This is a genomic window from Stenotrophomonas sp. ATCM1_4, assembly GCF_004348115.1.
Lineage (GTDB): Bacteria > Pseudomonadota > Gammaproteobacteria > Xanthomonadales > Xanthomonadaceae > Stenotrophomonas > Stenotrophomonas capsici.
Window position 1 is genome coordinate 3803070 of the sequence record NZ_QPFB01000001.1, and the last position, 24383, is coordinate 3827452.

Genomic DNA, 24383 nt, shown 5'->3' on the forward strand with positions numbered 1-24383 from the left:
CTCTCCCGCATGCGGGAGAGGGGCTTGAGTCAAAGGGCGGCGCACCCGCACGCGGGAGAGGGCTCACGGTCAGAAGCGGTAGTCGAAGCCCACCGTGTAGTAGCGGCCGCGCAGGTCGTACTGGCTGAAGTCGTACGGTGCGCGCACGCCCGGGAAGGTCGCGTCGTGGGGCGGCTGACGGTCACCGATGTTCTGCACCTTGGCGTAGACGGTGAGTTTGTCGATGCCGGTGTAGCCCAGGTACAGGTCGAACTGGCTGTAGCTGGCCACCTCCTTCTGCACCGCCTTGGCCGCGGCGCTGCCTTCCTGGTCGTAGCCGCTGGTGTAGTACCAGGTCAGCGCGGTGCGCCAGTCGCCCAGCGACCAGTCCAGCGTGGTGGTGGCCTTGGTGTCCGGCAGCGACGGGCCGAGGTTGGAGCCGGCGTAGTCCACCAGCGGACCGCCGGTGACCTGCGGGCGCTTGTAGTCGATGACATAGGTCAGCGCCGAGGACAGGCCGAACGCACCCAGGCGCGCGGTGGACCAGCCCTGGCGCAGTTCCACGTCGATGCCGGAGGTCTCCAGCTCGCTCAGGTTCTGGTAGCGGTTGTAGACGGCCAGCAGCTTGCCGCGCGCATCACGCAGCACGTTGGCCGGGTTGTTCTCGGCCACCAGCGTGGTGGTGTTGCCGCTGCCAATCAGGTTGTCCAGCTTGATGCGGTAGTAGTCCACGCTCAGGCTGGTGCGCTGCCACGGCGAGAGCACGATGCCGGCGTTGAAGCTGCGCGTGCGCTCCGGGTCCAGGTTGTTGTTGCCGACGGTGAAGAAGGTCGGGTTCTGCCGCGAACCGGCCACGTCCGGATCGTGCGGATCGACCACCGAGCCATAGGCGATGCTGGTGGAGGCCGAGTTCTCCGACAGCGACGGTGCGCGGAAACCGCGCGAGGCCGCGGCGCGGACCAGCAGCCAGTCCAGCGGCTGCCAGCGCAGCCCCAGCTTGGGCGAGAACGCATTGCCGAAGTCGCTGTAGTGGTCCGCGCGCGCGGCGGCCTGCAATTCCAGCGTACTGTGCAGCGGCACGTTCAGTTCGGCGTAGGCGGCGCTGACCTTGCGCTCGCCGTGCACCTCGGCAATGGCCGGACGCACCTGCAGGCCGGCATCGATCTGCCAGGGGTTGTCGGAGTCCAGCGTTTCCTGGCGCCATTCGGCGCCGGCGGCGAAGCCGATGGTGCCGGCCCAGGTCGAGCCCAGCGTGCCGGAGACCTTGGCATCCAGGCCCTTGAGCACCGAATCGGCCGGGCGCAGCGTGCTCAGGCCGATGGCCTTGAGCACGGCCGGGTCGGTCGCCGACGGGTTGAGCAGGTTGTAGCTGCCCGACGCGAGCGCGTCGTACAGCGCCCAGCGGTTGGCGAAGCCGCCGGAGACGGTTTCACGCTCCTTGCTCGCGGCCTGGAATGCTCCCACTTCCCAATCCCACTTCTCGCCGCTGCCACGCAGGCCAACCACCCCGCGGTACGCCTTGGAGCGGTTGGTCTTGATGGTGCCGCCGAGGTTGAAGAATGTGTATTCGATCGGCACGTCCACGCCGTACGGGTTGTACGGGTTGCCGGCGGGCAGGGTCGAACGCACCGGCTCGGCCAGCCCGGTGTCGGCGTTGAGCGCAAAGCGCCCGCTTTCCAGGGTGAAGAACGGGCTGGAGCCGAACCAGGACACGCCCTTGATGTCGCTGTAGATCACTTCGGCGAACGCATCGACCGAATCATTCAGGCGCAGCGTGCCGTTGACGTAGGCCTGCCAGCGCTTGGTCGACGGGATCAGCGTGGTGTATGGCGCCTGGTTGAACGCGCAGGTATCGCCGGCCAGGCCGTCGATCGGTGCGCTGGCGGTGAGCACCGTGCCTTCCGGGCAGTTGCCGCTGGCATCGAGCATCGGCACCGACTTGCCGTTGACCAGGAAGCGCGCGCCCTTGGCCGACCAGCCGTTCCAGCGGCCACCGGCCAGGTCGGTGTAGATGCCCGAGCGGGTCAGCGCACGCTGGTCCTGGTCCAGGCGGTCGCGGTTGTAGCCTTCCAGCGAGACCAGGATGTTGTAGCCATCCGTGTCCAGGTCACCGATGCCACCGATGAACTTGACGTTCTGCTGGTCCAGCCCGCCGGCGTCGGAGGTGCCGCCGCTGACGCCCAGCTCGGCGCCCTCGAAGCCCTGCCGGGTGATGATGTTGACCACGCCGGCCACCGCGTCGGAACCATACACGGCCGAGGCGCCGTCCTTGAGCACTTCGATGCGCTCCACCGCCACCAGCGGCAACGCGTTGAGGTTGACGAAGGTGTCGGACAGGCCACCGGACGGGAAGCCATAGTTGGCCAAGCGGCGGCCGTTGAGCAGCACCAGCGTGTTCTTCTGCGACAGGCCACGCAGGCCGATGCCGGCCGAGCCCGAGGCCCAGCCGCTGTTGCTGGTTTCGTTGGCGGCGTTGCCGGTGTTGGCGGAGATGGAGCGCAGCAGGTCGGCGACGGTGGCCTTGCCGGATTCCTCCAGCTGCTGGCGTTCGATCACCTGCACCGGGTTGGCGGTCTCGGTGTCGCTGCGCTTGATGTTGGAGCCGGTGACCCGCACCGCCTCCAGCGTCTTGCTGTCGTTGGCGGCCTCGGCGAAGGCGTGGGGGGAGAGCGCCGCGGCGGCAGCCGCGACGGCGATGGCAAGCAGGGAACGATTGGGCATGAGCTCGGGGGGGAGGAAGCGGAAATTGCCCGGCAAGTAGGGCATGCGCGGTAAATGTCCGGCCAATAACCTCCGCTCATCCACACATGACGAAAAGTTACATCTCTTCATCAAGATGGATGAATATATGAAAACCTGCGTCCGCGGCCCGCATCGGACCGGCCGGCACGTGGCCTGTCAGCGCCCTACAATTGCGCGCATGGATATTTTCAAGGTTTTCACCCTCGAAGCCGCACACCGGCTGCCCAACGTGCCGCCGGGCCACAAGTGCGCACGCCTGCACGGCCACTCGTTCCGCGTGGAACTGCGGGTCAGCGGCGAACCAGGCGCCGACACCGGCTGGATCATGGACTTCAGTGACCTGAAGGCCGCTTTCCAGCCGCTGTATGACCAGTTGGACCATCACTACCTCAACGACATCCCCGGCCTGGAGAACCCGACCAGCGAGCGCCTGGCCATGTGGATCTGGGAACGCTTGAAGCCTTCGCTGCCGCTGCTCAGTGAAGTGGTGGTGCATGAGACCTGCACCTCCGGCTGCAGCTATCGCGGCAGCTGAAGGGCGCCAGCCCTGCCGTAGGCGCGGCCTCGGCCGCGAAGCCAGTACAGGCACCGGCCCGCGCACTTGCATCGGCAGCGCATCACTGCCGACATCGCGCCAAGCGCTCCCCCTCCCCTCCGCCTTCGGCGAAAGGGAGGGGAAATGGCGCGCAAAACTGAATGGCTCAGAAAAATCCGTCCTGCGGTGTTGCACTGCGCAAAATCCGCGCTATGCTGCAACGCAACAAAGGCCCTCCGGAACGCCGTGATGTCCGCCCAGTTCAACGATTTCAGCAGCTACACCCAGCAGCTCGCCGCCGCGGCCAACCGCGCGAACCGGCTGACGCTGGAGAATGCCGAAAGCGTGTTCGGGGTGCAGCTGCGCACCCTGGAACGGAACACCAATGCCACCGCGGGCTTCTTCGGTGAGCTGGCCCAGGCCGGCGCCCAGGCCGACCTGCAGGCGTTGCTGCCCAAGGGCATGCAGTTGGCACGTGACAACTTCGAGCGTCTTGCCTCGGCCGGACAGGAAGTGATCGACCTGAACCTGAAGACCAGCGAGGCGCTGGGTGCACTGGCCAGCCAGCCGTTCACCGCCACGCCCAAGGCCAGCGGCAAGACGCGCTGAACCTGCAACCGAATTTGCGCGGTCCCCTCCCCCGCGCAATCCCAGACCCGTCAGCATCCCCTCCCGCTGACGGGTCTTTTTTTGCCCGTCCGTTGCCGCCACCGGCCTGCCTTGCAGGAGGCAGTGACGCGCGCGCGGCGCGGCAATGCGCCTGCGGTGGCAAAATCACCGGTCCCGTCGCGGTTAGACTCTCACGATGTTCAGCACCAATACGCTTACCGGCAGCAAGCCGGAACAGTACGCCCAGCTGCTGGCCCAGGCCCGCGCCCTGGTACACGGCGAAACCGACCGGATCGCCAACGCGGCCAACCTGTCGGCGCTGGTCTACCACGCACTGCCGCAGTTGAACTGGGTGGGTTTCTACTTCTACGACGGCACCGAACTGGTGGTCGGGCCATTCCAGGGCCTGCCGGCCTGCGTGCGCATCCCGCTGCACAAGGGCGTGTGCGGCGCGGCGGCCAGCACCCGCCAGACCCAGCGCATCGAGGACGTGGATGCGTTCCCGGGCCATATCGCCTGCGACTCGGCCTCGCGTTCGGAACTGGTCGTGCCGCTGGTACGCGATGGCGAACTGGTCGGCGTGTTCGACATCGACAGCCCGGTGCTGGCGCGCTTCGATGGTGATGACCAGCTCGGGCTGGAAGCCATCGCGCAGGTTTTCGTCGAGGCGCTGCGGTGAGCACCACCAAGCTGCGCAACATCGGCCCGAAGAGCGCGGCCTGGTTGCGCCAGGTCGGCCTGCGCACCGAACAGGACATCGCCGCGGTCGGTGCGGTGGGCGCCTTCATGAAGGTGCGCCGGGCCGGCTTCAAGCCCAGCCTCAACCTGCTGTATTCGCTGGAAGGCGCGCTGGTGGGTTGCCACTGGCAGGAGGTACCCGAGGCACGCCGGCAACAACTGGTCTGCGAGTACGAAGCGGTGGCCGGCGAGCTGACCACGCTGCGCGCCGCGCAGGTGGCCGGCCCCGTGCACGAGACGCGCATGCAGCCGGAGGACGAGCCCGAGGAAACCGGCGAGATCCGCTTCGGCGAGGAGTGAGCCACGCTTGTGTGCAGGAGCGGCCAAGGCCGCTCCCGCGACACCGTGTGTTGTCAGGACACGCCTGCCGCTACCACCAGCACCGCCAGCAGCATCGTTTCGGTGACCTCGACGCTGGCGCCCAGGCAATCGCCGGAAATGCCCCCCAGCCGGCGACGCCAGTACAGCGCCACCAGCGGCACCAGCAGCAGGGCGATCAGCAACGGCCAGGCGACGATCGCGGTGATCACCGCCAGCAGCACCGCCCACAGCCACATCGAACGCAGGCTCAGCTGCCATGAAAACCGCTCGGCCATGCCGGCGCCATGCAGCGAGGGCAACCGCCGGCTCCACCACAAGGTGCCCCAGCGGGCCCAGACCGGCACCAGCACGATGCCGTACCACAGCGGGCTGACCGCCAGCTCGGTCAGCAGCACGAACTTGAGCAGCAGCTGCATCACCAGCGTGACCACGCCGAACACGCCCATGTGCGGGTCCTTGAGGACCTCGAGGAAACGCTGCGGATCGCGATGCGATGCGCCGAAGGCGTCGGCCACGTCGCCCAACCCGTCCAGGTGCAGCGCGCCGGTCACCCACACCCAGACCAGCAGGGTCAGCACCCCGGCCAGCCACGGACGGTCGGCGAAGCCGTACAGCGGCAGCGCGAGCAGGACGCCGATGATCGCTCCCACCAACGGGTAGTACACCGCCGAACGGCTCAGGTCCTCCTGGCGGAAGTCCCGTACCTGCGGCGTCGGCAGCCGGGTCAGGAACTGGATGGCGAGGACCAGCCGGCGCATGCTCATGCCTGCCGCAACTCCAGCAGTTCGCCCCACAGGCGGCCATCGTCGCCGCGCTCCACGCGCAGGCGCACGCGGGTGCCATAGTCGATGCGCATCGCCCACAACACCGACAACGGCATGCCGCACACGCGCGATACCGCCAGCCGCAGCACGCCGGCATGGCTGACCACCAGCACCGGCTGGCCTTCACCGTCGTCCTCGTCCACCAGGCGATGCAGCTGCTCCTCCACGCGCGCCTGGAACTTCGGCCACGACTCGCCATTGGGCGGCACCGTGTCGTGCGGTTCCTCGTAGAACGCGGCCAGCTGCTCGGCGGGCAGTTGGTCGAAGTGCAGGCCGTCCCAGTCACCGAAATCCAGTTCGGCCCAGTCCGGGTGGATCTCGCAGAACTGGTTACTGCCGGCCACCAATGCATGCGCGGTGTCCAGCGCGCGTCGGCGCGGCGAGCTGATCACCCGGCTCCAGCCGATGCCGGCATGGCTGCGGTACAGCGCATCCATCGCGCCGTCGATCAGAGGCGGGTCGGTACGGCCGTCCAGGTGGCCGGAGCGGCCGGTGGAGGCATGTCGCATCAGGTCCAGGATCATGGCGTGCCCTCCCGATCGGCGACCGCCGCTTCGGCAAAGGTGGCCATGCCGTTGTGCAGCGCACACGCCATGCGCACCAGCGGCAACGCAAGCGCCGCACCGGAGCCCTCGCCCAGCCGCAGGTCCAGCGACAGCAGCGGCTGTGCCTGCAGCGCGTCCAGCAGGTGCAGATGGCCGCGCTCGGCCGACTGGTGCGAGAACAGCAGCCACGGGCGCACGCCCGGATTGATGCGTACCGCGGCCAACGCCGCCGCCGAAACGATGAAGCCATCCACCAATACCGGCACCCTGCGCTGCGCGGCGCGGATCATCGCCGCGCTGATCGCGGCGATCTCCAGCCCACCCACGCGCTGCAGGGCTTCCATCCCGGGCGATGCCGCGGCGTTGATCGCCTCGCCGTGCAGGGACAGCGCGCGGGCGATGATGTTCTTCTTCTGCACCATGCGCACCGCGTCCAAGCCGGTGCCGGCACCGACCAGGTCTTCCAGCGGCAGCGGCCCCAGCGCGGCGGCCAGCGCACTGGCGGCGGTGGTGTTGCCGATGCCCATCTCGCCGAACACCAGCAGGTCGGCACCGTCGGCACAGGCCGCATCCACCGCACGGCGGCCGGCGTCGAACACCGCGTGCAGATCCGCCGCGGACATCGCCGCCCCGACGCTGAAGTCGTCCGTGCCCGGCCGGGGCTTGTCGCTGACCACGCCGGCGATCGGCTGCGTGGCGCGGCTGCCCACGTCCCACACGTGCAACGGCAGGCCCAGCTCACGCGCGAGCACCGCGATGGCGGCACCGCCGGCGGCGAAGTTGTGCAGCATCTGCACGGTGACTTCGGCCGGATAGGCCGAGACGCCCTGCGCGGCCACGCCGTGGTCGCCGGCGAACACCAGCACCGGTACCCGCCGGGCCTGTGGCTGCGGCGTGCCCTGCAGCGCCGCCAGTTCGATGGCCAAGGCTTCCAGCCGGCCCAACGCGCCTTCCGGCTTGGTCAGCTGCCGCTGGCGGGCGATGGCCTGCTGCCGGTACTCCTGCGAAGGCAGCCCGCAGGCCTGCCCGAACCATGTTTCTGTCACGAGTGTTCCGATACTGCCAAGGCAATCGGGCATTTTAGCCGCCGCCACGGGATTGCGGACCGCCACGCCAGGGAACCCCGGGACACCGCGCATCAGGGCGTGATGTGCATTCACGGGCACCGTCAGGGCCAATGGCATAGAATGCGCGCACTTTCGGGTGACCCTCCGGCCATGCTGGCGGGTTGAAACGGGAAGCCGGTGCCGCGCACGGCTGGATCTCCAGCCTGTCGCCATTCCGGCGCTGCCCCCGCAACGGTAAGCAGGACAAGGCCAGGCAACACCGCCACTGTGCAAGGCACGGGAAGGCGCCTGACCGGAAGCAGCCATGCTGCTTCGCCTGCGAGTCCGGAGACCGGCCCGAAAGCCGACTGGTTGCGATGCGGAGGGCATGGCGGCGGCTGCGGCGCCGTGTGCGCGCCTGCTTCCGTCCCTTCCCTCTCCTGGCAGCCCCACCCGTTTGTCTGCGCGGGAGCGCGCAGGCCCAGGAGCAAGCATGAAACTGCATTACCACACCCTCTCCCTCGCCGTGCTGATGGCGCTGCCGGCCGTTGCCGCCGCACAGTCCAGGACCACCGACCTGGACGACGTCACCGTCACCGCCACCCGTACCCCGGTTGCCGTCGAGGCCAGCGTGGTCCCGGTGCAGCTGATCGACCGCGACCAGATCGACCGCAGCCAGGCCAACTCGGTGCTGGAGCTGCTGCGCGGCCGCGCCGGCCTGGACTTCGCCAACCAGGGCGGCACCGGCAAGATCACCTCGCTGTTCCTGCGTGGCACCAACTCCAACCAGGTGCTGGTGTTGGTGGATGGCGTGCGCGTGGGCTCGGCCACCAGCGGCATGGCCGCACTGCAGGACCTGCCGGTGGACCAGATCGAGCGCGTTGAAATCGTGCGCGGCCCGCGTTCGAGCCTGTACGGCTCCGAGGCCATCGGCGGCGTGATCCAGATCTTCACCCGCACCGCCGGCCAGGGCCTGCAGCAGAACCTGTCCATCACCGCCGGCAGCAACAACCTGCGCCAGGCCAGCGCCGGCTTCAGCAACCGTGGCGAGCGCGGCTGGATCTCGGCCCAGGGCGGCTACCAGAAGACCGATGGCATCAATGCCTGCCGCGGCACCGCCGCTGGCTGGGGCGCTGGCTGCTTCGCCGATGAACCGGACCGCGACGGCTACCGCAACACCTCCATCAACGTGCGCGGCGGCTATGCGCTGACCGACACGCTGAGCCTGGAAGGCCACGTGCTCAACGCCGACAGCTTCAACGAATACGACGGCAGCATCTTCGGCGGCAACGAGGCCGACAACCGCCAGCAGGTCTACGGCGGCAAGCTGGCATGGGCCGCGTCCGATGCGTTCCAGCTGACCGCACAGGTCGGCCGCAACCGCGACCAGGCCGACAACTACTTCGCCGCCAACGGCAGCCGCACCTTCGCCAGCAATTTCGACACCCGTCGCGACACCGCCAGCGTGCAGGGCGACTTCCAGTTCGCCGAAGGCCAGCAGCTGACCGCCGGTGCCGATTGGCAGAACGACAAGGTCACCAGCTCCACCGCCTACGACATCGGGGACCGCGACAACCTCGGCGTGTTCGTCGAGTACCAGGGCCAGTTCGGCGCGCACTCGCTGCAGGCCAGCGTGCGCAATGACGACAACGAGCAGTTCGGCAACCACACCACCGGCAGCTTGGGTTACGGCTTCGCCTTCGGCAACGGCTTGCGCCTGACCGCCAGCGCCGGCACCGGCTTCAAGGCACCGACCTTCAATGACCTGTACTACCCGGGCTTCAGCAACCCGGACCTGAAGCCGGAAGAGTCCAAGAGCCTGAACATCGGCATCGCGCAGTACGCCGACAACTGGAACTGGACCTTCAACGCGTACGAAACCCGCGTGGACCAGCTGATCGGCTACGACAGCAGCTTCAACATCGTCAACGTCGCCGAGGCCCGCATCCGCGGCGCCGAGCTGACCGGCTACCTGTCGCTGGCCGGTTTCGACATCAACGCCCAGGCCAGCTTCACCGACCCGCGCGACCACACCTCCGGCGCGGCCACCTACGACAACCTGCTGGCCCGTCGTGCGCGCACCAGCGGTCGCCTGGACGTGGACAAGAGCTTCGGCCCGGTGCGCCTGGGCGTGACCGCGGCCGGCAGCGGCCACCGCTTCGACAACGCGGCCAACACGGTGCGTCTGGCCGGTTATGGCACCGTGGATGTGCGCGCTGAGTACGCCATCAACGATGCATGGAGTGTCCAGGCCAAGGCCGCCAACGTGTTCGACCGCGCGTACGAAACCGTTGCCTGGTACAACCAGCCGGGCCGCGAGTACCAGCTGACGCTGCGTTACCGCTCCAAGTAATTACCAAGTAACGAGCAATGAAGAATGCCCCGGTTCGCCGGGGCATTTTTTTGGGTGTTATGGAGCAGGGCCGTGCTCTGCGGAGGCGTTACCGGCAAAGTCCCCGCCGATCATTCGTCGCAAGGCACCACCAGCGGTACGCCACGGGTGGGATGTTCGATCACGTGCACCGCCTGCCCGTACACCTGCCCGATGATGTCGCCGGTCAGCACCAGGCGTGGTGCGCCATCAGCAGCGATGCGGCCTTCGCACAGCATCACGATGCGGTCGGCATAGGCCGAGGCCAGATTGAGGTCATGCAGCACCACCACCACGCAGCGCCCCTGCCGGGCCAGTTCACGGGCACTGCGCAACGTGCGCTCCTGATGGCGCAGATCCAGCGCGGCGGTGGGCTCATCCAGCAACAGCACCGGCGTGCACTGCGCCAACGCGCGTGCCAGCGAGGTGCGCGCGGCCTCGCCACCGGACAACGTCTGCACGTCGCGGCCGGCCAAGGCACTCACCTCCACTTCGGCCATGGCCTGCGCGGTGATGCGTGCGTCCTGTTCGCGGTCAGGCGGATGCGGCAAGCGCCCCATCGCCACCACCTCCTGCACGCTGAAGGCGAATCGCACCGCGTGATCCTGCGCCATCACCGCACGCTGCAACGCCAGTTCGCGCACTGGCCAATCCGCCAGTGCACGCCCGGACAGCATCGCACTGCCCTGGTCTGGCACGGCATCACCGGCCAGCAACGCCAGCAAGGTTGATTTGCCTGCGCCATTGGGACCCACCAGCGCGGTAAGCGTGCCGGCTTCCAGGCGCAGGCTCACCCCGGACAGCACCCGGCGATTGCCCCGCATCACCCCGGCATTGCGCAGCTCCAGCAACGGTGTGCTCATGCCGCCCCCCGGCCACGCCTGTGCAGCACCAGCCACAGGAAGAACGGTGCACCCAGTGCCGCCGAGAACAGGCCCAGCGGGATTTCCGAAGGCGGATCGAGCGTGCGCGCGGCGGTATCGGCCACCACGATCAACAACGCGCCGGTCACGCCCGACAGCGGCAGCAACCAACGGTGTCCCGGGCCGGCGAGCATGCGCACCAGGTGCGGCACTATCAGGCCAACAAAGCCAATGCTGCCGGCGAATGCCACCGCCGCGCCCACCAGCAGCGCGCTGAACACCACCAGCAGCAGCCGCGTGCGTGGCACGTCCAGACCGATATGGCGCGCCTGGCGCTCGCCCAGGGCCAGCATGTCCAACGGCGTCGCCAGGCGCCACAGCGCCAGCAGGCCGACCAGGAACACCGGTGCCACCGCTGCCACGTCGTTCCAGCGCGCGTGCGCCAGCGAGCCCATCTGCCAGAACACCAGCGACTGCAGTTCGCTCTCGCTGGCGATGTAGGTCAGGAAGCCAACCGCCGCCGAGCAGGCCGCACCGATGGCGATGCCAACCAGCAGCAATGTGGCAGTGCCCTCACCGCGCCCGGGCCGCGCCAACAGGTAGATCAACGTGGTGGCACCAGCGCCACCGAGAAAGGCTGCGAGGGGAATGAGCCAGGCGCCCAGCGTTCCGGCTCCAAGCACGATGGCGGCCACCGCACCCAGCGATGCGCCCTGGCTGACGCCGACGATGCCCGGGTCGGCCAGCGGGTTGCCGAACAATCCCTGCAGGGCGACGCCGGCCATCGCCAGCGACGCACCCACCAGCGCTCCCAGCAGCGCACGCGGGATACGCAGCTGCCAGACCACGCCCATGTCGCGGGCACTGACCGTGTGCGGATCGGCCAGCCCGAACCGGGCGGCGATGGCCTGCAGGACGTCGGCAGGCGGCAGCTTCAGCGGGCCGACGGCGAAAGACAGCAGCACCGCGGCCAGCAGCACCGCCGCCAACACCACCAGCAACAGCGCACCGTTCGGTCGCCGCACCTGCCCGGCGATCATCCGCGCGCGAGTTCGGCCAGGGCCTGCGCCAGCGCCAGCGCGCCCGCGCCGGAACCCACGCTGGTGGCCTTCAGCGCGATGTCCGGCATCACCCAGACGCGGTTGGCGGCGCCGGCCGGCGTATGCCGCAGGGTCGGATACGCCTTCCACAACCCGGCTTCACCGCCGAACAGGCGCAGGTCGTTGTCGGTCACCAGGATCACCTCCGGTGCTGCCGCCACCACGCCCTCGTTGCTGAGCTGCGAGTAATTGGCCACCCCGGCCTCCTCGCCGATGTTGATGCCGCCGGCCAGCGTGATGAGCTGGTTGGCCGCGCTGTCGGCGCCGGCGACGGTCGGCAACCCTCCCGCACCGCTGGCCGACAGCGCGATCACGCGCGGACGCCGTGGGTTGTGCGCAGCCATGGCCGCGGCCTGGTCCATCTGCGCCTGCACCTGCGCGGCGAGTGCCTGCCCCTGCACGGGCAGCCCGACCGCCTCGGCCACCTTGCGCACCTTGTCCGGCGGCGGCTGCAGGTCATCGATCACCACCGCTGCATGCCCGGTGGCACGCAGGCGCTCGGCCAGCACGCCATGGCGGCGCAGGCTGTTGCCCAGGAACAGGCTGCCGTCCAGGCTGAGCACGCCTTCCACGCCGGTGGTGCGGTTGAACAGGAAATGCTTCTCGGCGGCCTTGCCTGCCGCGGTGGCCGAGCGCTCGGGCGCGGCGTAAAGATTGCCTGCCAGGCCCAGCGCTTCGAGCACGGCGATCACGTCATCACCGCCGGCCACGATGCGGCCGACGTCGCGAATCTCCACCTCGGCACCGTCGTCGGAACGTACCCGCGCCGGCAGTCGCGGCGTGGCCGCCGTGGCTTGCGGGACATCCTGGCCGGCCACGCGCTTCCAGCCCTGCGGCAGGCCAGCGGTATCGGCGCCGCCGCCAGCGGTTGCCGAGGGCTTGGGCGATGCCGGCGTAGGCGATGGGGCACGGTTGCAACCCACTGCCAGCACCGCCAGCAGCAGGCCCAATCCCGTTGGCAGGATGGTGGGGTTCTTCATCAGGGGTTCCTCGTTGGTGGCGCTTGCGCCCGCGGTCCGTGCCACGGCAAGCCCTTTCATGGCAGGGCGGGAGATGCCGTCGCCGGCACCTCCCGCATGCCCGCACGACGTCGCGTGCCGGCGTGGCGGTTACTCCCGGGTCGGGATGAAGCGGGTGATGCGATCACCCTTGGCATCGTCCTCGCCACGCGACTTGTTGATCGCGAACATCGCCGTGCCCGGGCCCTTGCTGACGTGGTTCGGGTAGGTGCCACCATCGAGGTTGGCGACGATGTTGCCGGCCTCGTCCACCACCGTCACCGTGCCGGCACCGCGGTTGCTGACATACGCCAGGCGCGTGGCCGGGCTGTAGGACACGTTCAACGCACCGGCACCGACGTAGACATCGTGCTCGACCTTGCCGCTTTCCGGATCGACCACCAGCAGGTTGTCGCTGCCCTGCGCGACCACCAGCAGACGCTTGGCCAGCGGGTTCCAGGCCACGCCGATCGCGCTGCGCGCGTTGCCCAGCGCGATCACCTTCTCCACCTTGCCCGCGGCTCCGTCGATGATCGCCGCCTCGGCCGAGCCGAGGCTGGCGGTGTACACCTTGCCGGTGGCCGGATCGATGTCCAGGCTGGTCGGGGTGAAGCTCTCGCCGCGCTTGCCCGAAGCCAGGGTGATGTTGTCCAGCTGCTGCAGCGTGCGCGTGTCGAACACGCTGATGAAATCCTCGCCGGTCGCCGAGACATAGGCACGATTGCGCTGCGGGTCGATGACCACGTCACGCGAATGCGACACCGCCCCCACCGGGAACTGCTTGACCAGCGCCAGGTCCGACTGGCGGTACACCGCGACCGTGTCCTGGCGGGTGTTGGTCACCCACACGTTGCCATGGGTGTCATCCACGCCAACGCCGTATACGGCGAACACTCCGCCTTCGCGCGCGGGTTGGCCCGGTTGCGCGGCCGGTGCCGGTGCCGCCTGCGGCGAGACGCGGGCCAGGACCTGCAGGGTTTCCGGGTCGACCTTGAGCAGTTCGGACTGCTTCACCGGTGGGCGGCCCACCGCGCTGGTCACGAACGCGGCCTTGCTCGCGGGGCTGTAGGCCACCTGGTACAGGCCCTGCACCAACCGGTTGCTGGCGGCCTGGATGCGCTCCTGGCCGGACAGTGGCACCTCCCGCGAAACCTTCAGCGCGAAGATCGACGCCGCGTCCGGGCTGCTGGCGCGCACCACGATGGGTTGCGCGCCGACGGCCGCATCGGCCGGGATGTGCAACGTTCCCCGGAACCGGCCTTCGCCATCGGCCACGTAGGGCTGCGCGTTGAGCACGCTGTCACCGCGTTGCAGGGTGACCTTCTGCCCCGGCGTGAAGCCGCTGCCCTCGATGCCGGTTTCACTGCCCGGCAGCACCACCGGCGCGGTCGCGCGGACGCTGCCCTTGAAGTCGACGTCGGGCTGGCCGAATACCTGTGCGCCGGCGGCGCCGGTCGCAAGCAGCAGGGCCAGGCCGAGCACGGCCGGGCGCGGGAAACGGGAAGGGATGACTGCCATGGCGCATTACCTCATCGATCGATGCACGCCCTTGGCGTGCGGGTGGGGTGATTGCCTGGGCCATGACGCGGCCTGGGTTGTCTGGCGGGCGGCGCATCGGCCGCCGTGTGCGAAGGTCGGCCGCGGTTGCGGCTCAGGGACGCGGCTCGCCGCTGCGGTCGCCGATGCCGGCCACCCTGTGCAGGGTGCGCATCAACGAGGCGCGGAACATCGGCCCGTGGCTGAGCCCGTCGAACTCGATGTACTCGGTGTCCAGTCCCGGCACCTGCTGCAGTCGCGCGCCCAGTGCGGTGGCGGCCCCGGAGGGCGCGCCGGAGATGCGCTTGAGGTGGGCCTGCACCCGCGGGTTGCCCATGTCGCGGTTGCTGAAGTCCGGCGTGCGCTCGCCGCCGCCAAGCATCAGCAGCACGCGTGCGTGATGGCCGGCATTGTTGGCGATGAACTGCCGTTCCGGTGCGCCGAGCATCGCGCCCTGCGTCCACCACAACGATGGACTGGCCGCGGCATAGGTCTGGAACGCCCCGGCGCGGCTGTACAGCGCGTGCAGCACGAACAGGCCACCGAGGGAATGCCCCCACAGCGTCTGCCGGCTGGCGTCCAGCGTGGCCCGGCGCGCCACTTCCGGCCGGACCTGGCGTTCCAGGACGTCCAGGAAGGCATTGGCGCCCCCGCCGGAGACGGTGCCATCCTCGCCTTCATCGGCGAACGGCGTGTAGTCACGGGTGCGTGCCGGCGAGTCGATGCGCAACGGGTTGTCGTAGCCGACGAACACCAGCAGGCTCGGCGTGGTCCGCGCCAGTTCTTCCAGCACGCTGTCATCGAACTCGATCAATGCCGCATTGCCGTCCAGCATCCAGATCGCCGGGAAACCCGCGGCCGGCGCCCTGCCGGTCGGGATCCCCAGGTTCACCCGCCAGCGACGACTGCCGTCGGCACTGCTCACCACGAACCGCTCGAAGCGGTAGTGCGCGGAGCTGCGGTCGGCCACCGTCTCGCCGATCACCTGTGCGGGATTGCGCTGCTGTGCCGCCAACGGCGGCGCTGCCAGCAGCGTCGTGGTTGCAATGATCGCCATGGCCATCACCGCCATGGCACGGCGCAGCGCGCCGTGCGTGCCCCTGTGCATCGCCACGGCCCTCAGAAGCCGACCGTCAGGTTGACCCAGTAGCTGCGGCCCGGCTCGTTGTAGGTGGCCGCGCCCGCACCGGTGGCGCTGGTGCTGGTGGTGCCTTCGCGGAACAGGCGCTTGTCGAACAGGTTGTTCACGCCGCCACCCACGCGCACCTTCGGGGTGATCCGGTACTGGCCACCCAGGCTCCACAGGTCATAGGCACCACGCGTGTCCGGCGGCAGCACCGCACCGGTGGTGCTGGACTGCGTGGCCGACTCCTGCTTGCCGTAGAAGGTGCCGGTCAGCATGAACGACAGCTGCGTGTTCACCTGCCAATCCAGGAAGGTGTTGACGGTGTACTCGGGGATGATCGACAGCGGCTGGTCGGTGGTCTTGTCGACGTTCTCGATCATCCAGGTAACGTTGGTGTTCCACGACAGCACGTCGCCGCCGCCGACCAGCGGCACCTTCAGGTTGCCTTCCACGCCGCGGATGATCGCCTCGGGCGCATTGGTCCACTGGAACACCTGGCCCTTGGTGTCGTTGGTGACGCCGATGCGGTCCTGGCCGGCGACGATCTTGTCCTTGTAGTCGTTGTGGAAATAGGTGACCGACGCGTGCCAGCCGTTGTCCGGCGCCCACTCGATGCCGATCTCCTTGTTGATGCTGGTTTCCGGGTCCAGGTCGGCGTTGCCCATCACGTAGCAGCCCGAACCCATGTTCGGGCTCAGCACCGGGCAACCGTTGCCACGCGTGTAGTACAGGTAGTCCGGGTTGGCCTGGTACAGGTTCGGTGCCTTGAACGCACGCGCGATGCCGCCCTTGATCGCCCAGTCCTGGGCCAGCTTGAACTGCACGTTGAGGCTGGGGCTGAGGTTGTTGCCGAACTGCGAGTGATGGTCGAAGCGCACGCCGGGGGTCACCGTCCAGCGGTCACCGACGTACAGGTTGTCCTCGATGAACACCGCGGCGAACTGCTGGTCGGTCTTGCCGGTGCGCGCGCCGCTGTATCCCGGGATGCCACCGCCGCTGCTGGAGCTCTGCGTCACCGAGTACGGGTCATCCAGCTTCAGGTCGCGGTATTCGAAGCCGACCGTCGCGACCTGGTCGATGCCACCCCAGCCCAGCGGCACGTTGATCTCGCCGTCCACCCGCGCGGAGGTCAGCTCGGAGGTGGAGAAGCTGGCGTTCTCGTTGATCGAGCCTTCCGGTCCGCCGGCCAGGCCTTCGTTGAGGCGGGTGTTGTCGGTGTCCTCGTAGGCGGCGGTGATGCGCGAGGTGCCCCAGTCGTAGCGACCGCGATGGGTCAGGCCGAACGAACGGCGCAGCATGATGTTGGTCTCCGCGCCGAACAGGTCGTTCAGGCGCTGGAAGCCGTCGCCGCTGACGCCGCGTTCACCGGAATAGATGTTGCCCTGGCGGCTGACGCTGGCATCCAGTTCGACCACGTGGTCGTCGTTGATGTCGTAGCGCAGCAGGCCGCTGATGTCGCGGTTGCGCACGCCCTCGCGGCCGGCCGGCGGGGTCACGCCGGTGGCGAAGTCCTGGTTGAGTTCCAGTGCATCCGGGTCGGTCTTGTTGATGTTGCCGAACAGCCGGAAGGACAGGCGCTCGCTGAGCGGGCCCGACAACTGGAAGCCAACGCGCTCGCTGTCCCCCTCGGCGCTGTGCTCGGCCTGGCTGCCGTACAGGGTGAGCGAACCGGTCAGGTCACCGGTCGGTTTCTTGGTGATGATGTTGACCACGCCACCGGAAGCGCCGGACCCATAGCGCGCGGCGGCGGGGCCACGCAGCACTTCGATGCGCTCCACCGCTTCGGCCGGCACCCAGTTGCTGTCGCCGCGGCTGTTGCGTTCGCCGCTGCGCCCCATGCGCACCGAATCACGCGAGCTCACCGGGCGGCCGTCGATCAGGATCAGCGTGTTCTCCGGGCCCATGCCGCGGATGTCGATCTGGCGGAAGTTGCCGTAGGCACCGGAAGCGGTATTGCCGGTGAGGTTGATGCCCGGCATGCGGCGGATCACTTCGGACAGGTCGTTGGCCGGCGGCAGGCGCTCCAGGTCCACCGAGGTGATCACCGAGGTGCCCAGCGCCTGGCGTGCGATCTGTTCGGCGGTGACATGCACGGTGTCGATGTCGGTCGCGGCGGCAACGCCCTCGGCGGCGGCCGGGCCGGCGACCAGGGCGGACAGGGCCAGCGCGACGGCCAGCGGGCGACGACGGGACAACAGGGCACGCGCGGACAACCGCGACGAGGAACGACGGGACATGGCAAAGCCTCTCGACAGTGGGGTTGCGAACCTCTGGCGACGGCTTGAGGAACGGTGGATCACGATGCAGCCACCGGGATCACACACCAGGCGCGCTGCTGAATGACGAGCAGTCTACACCAAATGATAATGATTATTACTAACTTCCGGATGCGACAAAGCGCCGCGCGCGGGGTGGAGCGCAGCCATTGGCGCCGGGCTGTACCGGGAAAGCGCCTGCCGAGCGTGGCCCGGCACTACCGGCCGGTCATGCGAGGTGGCCCAGCAACTCCGGCAGCGCATCGATCACCGCCACCGCATCGGTGGCATCCAGGTCCAGATCGCGCGGATAGCCGTAGCGCACCAGCACGATCGGCATGCCGGCGTTGTCGGCCGCGCCCAGGTCGGTGGCCGAATCGCCCACCATCAGGCAGGCCTGCACCGGCTGCCCGAGCAAAGTCGCGGTGTGCAGCAGGGGTTCGGCTGCGGGCTTGCGCTGCGGCAACGAGTCGCCCCCGATGATGTGCGCGAAGAAGCCGGCGATATCCAGATGCTCGAGCAACGGCGGCACCAGCGCGGCCGGCTTGTTGGTGCAGATGGCCATCGGCAGGCCACGCTGGCGCAGTGCCTGCAGCGTCTCGACCACGCCGTCGTACAACTGCGGGCTGCGCAGCAGGCAATCGCGGTAATGGCGCATGAAGGTCGGCATTACTTCATCCAGCGTCCGCTCGCTGCCAGCGTCATTGAGCGCAGTGGTGACCAACTTGCGCACGCCTTCGCCAATCCAGCTGCGCACCGTGGCCTCGCTCACACGTGGCAGCGAGAGATCTTCCAGCGTGCGGTTCACCGCTTCGGCGATATCGCTGGCACTGTCCACGAGCGTGCCATCCAGATCGAAAATCACTGCCGACGTTGCCAATGCATTACTCCGTTTGCGAAAGCAGAAGATTGTAGCGAAACGCCTGAAAACTCCCCCTTCTTCCGCACGCGGGAGAGGGGCTCGAAGCAAAGAATCTGAACACCCTTCCTTCTCCCGCAGGCGGGAGAAGCTGTGTCGCAGAGAGCGCCCAACGCTGCGGCATCAACCCGCCGCTCATTTCAATCTTCGCTCCCTACATTCCGAAACAGATCGCCCTGCACCACCACGTCCTCGCGGTCACGGAAGCCGGACAGGCCCACGCCCACCAATCGGTACAAGGTGTCCGCCGGCAGCTGCACGCGCTGGCACAACGCCAATGCGATGTCGCGCAGCTCCTCCACCGACGAGGGCGGCGCTTCCGGGGTGAAGCTGCGGGTGAGGATGCGGAACTGCGCGGTCTTGAGCTTGAGCACCACGGTGTGCCCCACCCGCTCGGTGCGCCCCGTCGCGCGCCAGGTCTTCTCGGCCAGTTGCGTGATCACCTCGTCGAACCGGCCCAGCGGCAGGTCCTCGCTGAAGGTGTCCTCCGAGGAGATCGACTGCACCGGCTGGTCCGGCTCCACCGGCCGCTCGTCGATGCCACGCGCGCGCCGGTACAGGCTGCCGCCGAACGTACCGAACAGGGCCTGCAGCTGCTCCAGCGGGATCGTGCGCAGGTCGCCGACGGTGGCGATGCCCAGCGCCGACAGCTTGCCTTCCATCACCTTGCCCACCCCGGGCACGCGGTTGACCGGCAGCGGCGTCAGGAACTGTTCCACCTTCGAGGGCGGCACCACGAACTGTCCATCCGGTTTGCGCCAGTCCGAGGCGATCTTGGCCAGGAACTTGTTCGGCGCGATGCCGGCCGAGGCGGTGAGCTGGGTGGCTTCGCGGATCTGCGCGCGGATGGTGCGGGCGATTTCGGTGGCGATGCCGTCGCAGGTCGGCGAGTCGGTCACGTCCAGGTAGGCCTCGTCCAGCGACAGCGGCTCCACCAACGGCGTGTGCTGCAGGAAGATCTCGCGGATCTGCCGGGACACCGCCTTGTAGCGGACGAAATCCGGCGGCACGAAGATCGCGTCCGGGCACAGCCGCTCGGCACGCAGCGCCGGCATCGCCGAGCGCACCCCGAAGGTGCGCGCCTCGTAGGACGCCGCGCAGACGACTGAACGGGCACCCCGCCAGGCCACCACCACCGGCTTCCCGCGCAAACCGGGGTCATCGCGCTGCTCCACGGACGCATAGAAGGCGTCCATGTCGACATGGATGATCTTGCGAAGCTGGGCCACGACAACAGTCCGAAACGGTCGCCAACATGATAGCTGTTGTCGCTAAATGCACACTTGTCCTCACAATTGTGCAATTCAAAACGTTCCGTAACAGCCTTCTAACGGCTGCTAACTGCGCCGAACATACGCAACCGTCCAGTTAAAACATTTGATTGAACGCAGGTGCTGACGCATGCTCGGCGCCTCGTTCCTGGCTTTGGACACCCCCCGGATGACCCGTCTGCACACGTTCTCCCGCGACCAGTTGCTGGCCAGCGCGCGCGGTGAACTCTTCGGCCCCAACAAGGGCCGCCTGCCCAACGACCCGATGCTGATGTTCGACCGCATCACCGACATCCGCGAGGACGGCGGCGCCTACGGCAAGGGGCTGATCCGGGCCGAGCTCGACATCAAACCGGACCTGTGGTTCTTCGGCTGCCACTTCATCGGCGACCCGGTGATGCCCGGCTGCCTGGGCCTGGATGCCATGTGGCAGCTGACCGGCTTCTTCCTCACCTGGCTGGGCGCCGAAGGCCGTGGCCGCGCCCTGGGCTGCGGCGAGGTCAAGTTCACCGGCCAGGTGCTGCCCAGCGCCAAGCTGGTGCAGTACGAAATCGATGTCGCGCGCGTGATCAACCGCAAGCTGGTGATGGCGCAGACCGATGCCCGCATGCTGGTCGATGGCCGTGAGATCTACTCCGCCAAGGACCTGCGCGTGGGCCTGTTCACTTCTACCGAGAGCTTCTGATGCGTCGCGTCGTCATTACCGGCATGGGCATCACGTCCTGCCTTGGCAACGATCTGGATACCGTTTCCAGCGCCCTGCGCGAAGGCCGTCCCGGCATCGTCGCCATGCCCGACCACGCCGAAGCCGGCCTGCGCAGCCAGGTGGCCGGCAAGGTCGAGCTGGACATCGAGGCGCAGGTGGACCGCAAGCTCAAGCGCTTCATGAGCGATGCGGCCGCCTACAGCTACATCGCCATGCGCGATGCCATCGCCGATGCCGGCCTGGACGAAAGCCAGGTCAGCAACGTGCGCACCGGCGTGATCGCCGGCTCCGGCGGCGGCTCCAGCGAATGGCAGGTGGAAGCGGCCGACCTGCTGCGCAACCGCGGCGTGCGCAAGGTGGGCCCGTACATGGTGCCGCGCACGATGTGCTCGACCGTGTCAGCCAACCTGGCCACCGCCTTCAGCATCAAGGGCCTGAGCTACTCGCTGTCGGCCGCCTGCGCCACCTCGGCGCACTGCATCGGCGCGGCGGCCGACCTCATCCGCCACGGCGCGCAGGACATCATGTTCGCCGGCGGCGGCGAGGACCTGCACTGGTCGATGAGCGTGATGTTCGACGCCATGGGCGCGCTGTCCACCAGCTTCAACGACACCCCGTCGGTGGCCTCGCGCCCGTATGACGCCAACCGCGATGGCTTCGTCATCGCCGGCGGCGGCGGCATGCTGGTGCTGGAGGACTACGACCACGCGGTCGCGCGCGGCGCGAAGATCTACGCCGAGCTCGTCGGTTACGGCGTGACTTCCGACGGCGCCGACATGGTCGCCCCGTCCGGCGAAGGCGCGGTGCGCTGCATGCAGATGGCCATGGCCACCGTGGATCGCCCGATCGACTACCTCAACACCCACGGCACCTCCACGCCGCTGGGCGATGTGACCGAGCTGGGCGCGGTTCGCGCGGTGTTCGGCGAGGCGGTGCCGCCGCTGTCCTCGACCAAGGCGCTGTCCGGCCACTCGCTGGGTGCGGCCAGCGTGCACGAGGCGATCTTCTGCCTGCTGATGATGCGCGACGGCTTCATGGCCGGCTCGGCCAACATCGAAACGCTGGACGAACGTGCCGAAGGCTTCCCGATCCTGCGCCAGACCCAGGACGCCCAGCTGGACACGGTGATGTCCAACAGCTTCGGCTTCGGCGGCACCAACGCCACGCTGATCTTCGGCCGGGTCTGATCCGTTCCGTTGTGGATGCACGAAAACAGCCGCGCAAGCGGCTGTTTTCGTAGGAGCGGCGTTGGCCGCGACGCTGGAAGACCACCACCGCGCGAAGAGCACCCCTCCCCAACCCTCCCCTTGGCTTCGCCAAAGGGAGGGGGCGGTGTCCTTCTCACTTAACCGCCCGGGCGCGCGGTCTCGATCACCACGCCCATCTGCTTGCCGGCCTCGGCCAGGCGCACGCGCTTGCCGTCGCTCCGGGCAACCAGGTAATCGGCGGCCACCCAGCCACTCTTGCCGGCGGCACGCACGTTGCACCATTGCAGGTCGTCCAGGCAGCGCTGCACTTCCACCTGCGTGCCCACCGGCAACACCGCCAGGCGCTCGGCGCGCTGGTCCGGTGCGCTGCGCAGGTTCAGGCCATTGCTGACCTCGGCCGCCGGTTCATTGATGCGCGGCTGGAACCACATCACCACACCGATGATCGCGGCCGAGGCCACGATGCGGAATACGGTACCGGGCTTGCCCCTGGAGGGGCCGAACCACCTTTTCATGGTGAATGTGAATTGGCGCGAATGTCGCCACAGTGTGCCACGCCCAATGTGGATGAAACCGAAACCCCGGCCAAGCCTCGCCGTAGCCCGCCCAAGGCAGGTGCTACGGCGTCACTGCCGCCGGGTGCCGGCTCAGGCGACCATGCCGCTGTGCCGCAGCAGCGCGTCGAGCTGTGGGTCACGGCCGCGGAACGCACGGAAGTTCTCCGCGGCGCTGCGGCTGCCGCCACGCGACAACACCTCGGCGCGGAAACGCGCGCCGGTCTCCTGCAGCTTGTCCGGTGCTTCCTCGAACGCGGCATACGCATCGGCGCTGAGCACCTCGGCCCACTTGTAGCTGTAATAGCCGGCCGCGTAACCGCCGGCAAAGATGTGGCTGAACTGGTTCGGGAAGCGGTTCCATGCCGGCGGGAAATTCACCGCCACTTCGCCGCGCACCCGCTCCAGCACCTGCAACACGCTGTCCTGCGCCGGCTGGTACTGGCTGTGCAGCAGCATGTCGAACAGGCCGAACTCCAACTGGCGCACGGTGAACATGCCGCTCTGGTAGTTCTTCGCGGCCAGCATGCGCTCGAACAGCGCGCGCGGCAGCGGTTGGCCGGTGCTGGCATGGGCGGTCATCGCCTCGACCTGCTCCCACTCCCAGCAGAAGTTCTCCATGAACTGGCTGGGCAGCTCCACCGCGTCCCACTCCACGCCGTTGATGCCCGCCACCGCCAACTCGCCGACGCCGGTGAGCAGCTGGTGCAGGCCATGCCCCATCTCGTGGAAGAGGGTGGTGACCTCGTTGTGGCTGAAGGTCGCCGGCGTGCCGTCGCTGCCGCGGCCGAAGTTGCACACCAGGTACACCAGCGGGGTCTGCACGCCACCGGCGGTGACGCGACGGTTGCGGCAGTCGTCCATCCACGCACCGCCACGCTTGCCCTCGCGGGCGTACAGGTCCATGTAGAACTGGCCGACCAGCGCGCCTTCAGCGTCCACCAGCCGGTAGAAGCGCACGTCCTCGTGCCAGACCGGCGCGGTGTCCGGCTGCACCGTCAGGCCATACAAGCGCTCGATCACGCCGAACAGGCCGGCCAGCACCTTGGGCTCGGTGAAGTACTGCTTCACCTCTTGCTCGGAATAGCTGTAACGCGCCTGCTTGAGCTTCTCGCCGGCATAGGCCAGGTCCCAGGCCTGCAGATCATCCAGGCCCAGTTCGTCGCGGGCGAAGGCTTCCAGTTCGGCCCGGTCGCGTTGTGCGTACGGCTTGGCGCGTGCCGCCAGGTCGCGCAGGAAACCCAGCACCTGCAGCGCGTCGTCGGCCATCTTGGTGGCGATGGAGTACTCGCCGTAGTTGGCAAAGCCCAGCAGCGCCGCCAGTTCGGCGCGGACGGCCAGGATGCGGTCGATGTTGCCGCCATTGTCCAAGGCCGCGTCGCCGAACTCCGAGGCGCGCACCGCATTGGCGTGGTACAGCCGCTCGCGCAGCGCGCGGTTGTCGGCATAGGTCTGCACCGGCAGGTAGCACGGCATCTGCAGGGTCAGCTTCCAGCCCTCGCGGCCGTCCTTCTGCGCCGCGGCGCGAGCGGCGGCGATGACATCGGCCGGCAGCCCGGACAATTCGTCCTCGTTGTCCACGTACAGCGCGAAGGCATCAGTGGCGTCGAGCACGTTCTGCGAGAACGTCGCCTGCAGGCCGGACAGCTCCTCCTGCAGCTGGGCGAAACGGGCCTTGTCGGCCTCGCCCAGCTCAGCACCGCCCAGGCGGAAATCACGCAGGGCGTTGGCCAGCACCTTGGCCCTGGCATCGTCGTAGGCGCCTGCTTCCGGGGCGGCGGCGAGTGCCTTGTATTGCGCGTACAACGCCGGGTTCTGCGCCACCGCGCTGCCGAAACGGCTGAGCTTCGGCAGGTTGGCGTTGTACACCTCGCGCAGCGCCGGCGTGTTGACCACCGATTGCAGATGCGACACCTGGCCCCAGGCGCGGTACAGCCGCTCGGTGGCGTCGTCCAGCGGCGTCACGAAGCTGTCCCAGCTGACCGGCGCCACCGTCTCGGCGGCCTTCACCGCCGCCTCGGCCTCGGCCAGCAGGGTGTCGATGGCCGCGGTGACGTGCTCCGGGCGGATCGCGTCAAAACGCGGCAGGCCGGAAAAATCGAGCAGGGGGTTGGTGTTCATGGTCATCCTGGGAAAA

At 68.2% G+C, this 24383-nt stretch carries 21 protein-coding genes and 1 riboswitch; of the genes, 7 read left to right on the plus strand and 14 right to left on the minus strand.

Translation table 11 applies throughout. The annotated features are described in order from the left end of the window. Window positions 1-69: 69 nt before the first annotated feature. Window positions 70-2700 carry a TonB-dependent receptor gene (locus tag ATCM_RS17340; RefSeq protein ID WP_132865721.1) on the minus strand — a complete coding sequence of 877 codons (2631 nt, stop codon included), beginning with the start codon at window positions 2698-2700 and terminating at the stop codon, window positions 70-72. Window positions 2701-2899: 199 nt separating this feature from the next. Between ATCM_RS17340 and queD the strand changes: the two genes are divergently transcribed. The 4 genes from queD to ATCM_RS17360 all read left to right on the plus strand — a co-directional run bounded on the left by queD (window position 2900) and on the right by ATCM_RS17360 (window position 4903). Then, the gene (queD, locus tag ATCM_RS17345) at window positions 2900-3256 is read left to right on the plus strand and encodes a 6-carboxytetrahydropterin synthase QueD (protein WP_132865722.1); all 357 of its coding nucleotides are present in this window, start codon (window positions 2900-2902) and stop codon (window positions 3254-3256) included. 249 nt (window positions 3257-3505) lie between these two features. Beyond that, a complete protein-coding gene (locus ATCM_RS17350) occupies window positions 3506-3865 on the plus strand; it encodes a phasin family protein (RefSeq protein WP_132865723.1) in 360 nt (119 codons plus the stop codon). Between the two features lie 196 nt (window positions 3866-4061). Next, window positions 4062-4544, plus strand: coding sequence for a GAF domain-containing protein (locus tag ATCM_RS17355; RefSeq protein ID WP_132865724.1), 483 nt, complete (start codon window positions 4062-4064; stop codon window positions 4542-4544). Beyond that, window positions 4541-4903: a TfoX/Sxy family protein gene (locus ATCM_RS17360; RefSeq protein ID WP_132865725.1), complete on the plus strand. Its 363-nt coding sequence runs from the start codon at window positions 4541-4543 to the stop codon at window positions 4901-4903. The genes ATCM_RS17355 and ATCM_RS17360 overlap by 4 nt, the downstream gene beginning before the upstream one ends. Window positions 4904-4956: 53 nt before the next feature. Here ATCM_RS17360 and cobS read toward each other — a convergent pair whose 3' ends face one another. Genes cobS through cobT form a run of 3 tightly spaced genes read right to left on the minus strand, consistent with a single transcriptional unit; the run spans window position 4957 to window position 7339 of the window. Beyond that, complete coding sequence (gene cobS, locus ATCM_RS17365; protein WP_132865726.1) at window positions 4957-5688, minus strand: adenosylcobinamide-GDP ribazoletransferase; 732 nt, start codon at window positions 5686-5688, stop codon at window positions 4957-4959. Beyond that, the gene (locus tag ATCM_RS17370; RefSeq protein ID WP_132865727.1) at window positions 5685-6272 is read right to left on the minus strand and encodes a histidine phosphatase family protein; all 588 of its coding nucleotides are present in this window, start codon (window positions 6270-6272) and stop codon (window positions 5685-5687) included. The genes cobS and ATCM_RS17370 overlap by 4 nt, the downstream gene beginning before the upstream one ends. After that, window positions 6269-7339: a nicotinate-nucleotide--dimethylbenzimidazole phosphoribosyltransferase gene (gene cobT / locus ATCM_RS17375; protein ID WP_243694046.1), complete on the minus strand. Its 1071-nt coding sequence runs from the start codon at window positions 7337-7339 to the stop codon at window positions 6269-6271. The genes ATCM_RS17370 and cobT overlap by 4 nt, the downstream gene beginning before the upstream one ends. Before the next feature lie 138 nt (window positions 7340-7477). Then, window positions 7478-7715, plus strand: a riboswitch (cobalamin riboswitch). 117 nt (window positions 7716-7832) lie between these two features. Between cobT and btuB the strand changes: the two genes are divergently transcribed. Continuing rightward, window positions 7833-9692 (plus strand): TonB-dependent vitamin B12 receptor, encoded by a 1860-nt coding sequence (btuB, locus tag ATCM_RS17380; RefSeq protein WP_132865729.1) that lies wholly within the window; start codon window positions 7833-7835, stop codon window positions 9690-9692. 110 nt (window positions 9693-9802) lie between these two features. On the opposite strand, the gene ATCM_RS17385 is transcribed toward btuB, so the two are convergent. The 8 genes from ATCM_RS17385 to dinB form a co-directional block, all read right to left on the minus strand. Then, window positions 9803-10573, minus strand: a complete 771-nt coding sequence (locus tag ATCM_RS17385) for a heme ABC transporter ATP-binding protein (RefSeq protein WP_132865730.1) — start codon at window positions 10571-10573, stop codon at window positions 9803-9805. Beyond that, on the minus strand, window positions 10570-11613 hold the full coding sequence (locus tag ATCM_RS17390) for an iron ABC transporter permease (RefSeq protein WP_132865731.1): 1044 nt from the start codon (window positions 11611-11613) through the stop codon (window positions 10570-10572). The genes ATCM_RS17385 and ATCM_RS17390 overlap by 4 nt, the downstream gene beginning before the upstream one ends. Continuing rightward, window positions 11610-12653, minus strand: a complete 1044-nt coding sequence (locus ATCM_RS17395; RefSeq protein WP_132865732.1) for an ABC transporter substrate-binding protein — start codon at window positions 12651-12653, stop codon at window positions 11610-11612. Before ATCM_RS17395 ends, ATCM_RS17390 begins: the two co-directional genes overlap by 4 nt. A 129-nt stretch (window positions 12654-12782) precedes the next feature. Continuing rightward, window positions 12783-14189 (minus strand): DUF4394 domain-containing protein, encoded by a 1407-nt coding sequence (locus ATCM_RS17400; protein ID WP_132865733.1) that lies wholly within the window; start codon window positions 14187-14189, stop codon window positions 12783-12785. Between the two features lie 133 nt (window positions 14190-14322). Further along, window positions 14323-15264 carry an alpha/beta hydrolase-fold protein gene (locus tag ATCM_RS17405; RefSeq protein ID WP_243694047.1) on the minus strand — a complete coding sequence of 314 codons (942 nt, stop codon included), beginning with the start codon at window positions 15262-15264 and terminating at the stop codon, window positions 14323-14325. Window positions 15265-15326: 62 nt separating this feature from the next. Further along, window positions 15327-17570, minus strand: coding sequence for a TonB-dependent siderophore receptor (locus ATCM_RS17410; RefSeq protein WP_132865734.1), 2244 nt, complete (start codon window positions 17568-17570; stop codon window positions 15327-15329). A gap of 247 nt (window positions 17571-17817) precedes the next feature. Continuing rightward, complete coding sequence (gene gph, locus ATCM_RS17415; protein ID WP_132865735.1) at window positions 17818-18468, minus strand: phosphoglycolate phosphatase; 651 nt, start codon at window positions 18466-18468, stop codon at window positions 17818-17820. A 179-nt stretch (window positions 18469-18647) separates the two neighbouring features. Next, window positions 18648-19736 (minus strand): DNA polymerase IV, encoded by a 1089-nt coding sequence (gene dinB / locus ATCM_RS17420; RefSeq protein WP_132865736.1) that lies wholly within the window; start codon window positions 19734-19736, stop codon window positions 18648-18650. A gap of 211 nt (window positions 19737-19947) precedes the next feature. On the opposite strand from dinB, the gene fabA reads away from it, so the two are divergent. Continuing rightward, the gene (fabA, locus tag ATCM_RS17425) at window positions 19948-20463 is read left to right on the plus strand and encodes a 3-hydroxyacyl-[acyl-carrier-protein] dehydratase FabA (RefSeq protein WP_132865737.1); all 516 of its coding nucleotides are present in this window, start codon (window positions 19948-19950) and stop codon (window positions 20461-20463) included. Beyond that, window positions 20463-21671, plus strand: a complete 1209-nt coding sequence (gene fabB / locus ATCM_RS17430; RefSeq protein ID WP_132865738.1) for a beta-ketoacyl-ACP synthase I — start codon at window positions 20463-20465, stop codon at window positions 21669-21671. The genes fabA and fabB overlap by 1 nt, the downstream gene beginning before the upstream one ends. A gap of 158 nt (window positions 21672-21829) precedes the next feature. On the opposite strand, the gene ATCM_RS17435 is transcribed toward fabB, so the two are convergent. Further along, entirely contained in the window at window positions 21830-22207 is a 378-nt protein-coding gene (locus ATCM_RS17435; protein WP_132865739.1) for an SH3 domain-containing protein, read from the minus strand. 132 nt (window positions 22208-22339) lie between these two features. Further along, a complete protein-coding gene (locus ATCM_RS17440; RefSeq protein ID WP_132865740.1) occupies window positions 22340-24373 on the minus strand; it encodes a M3 family metallopeptidase in 2034 nt (677 codons plus the stop codon). Window positions 24374-24383 lie beyond the last annotated feature (10 nt).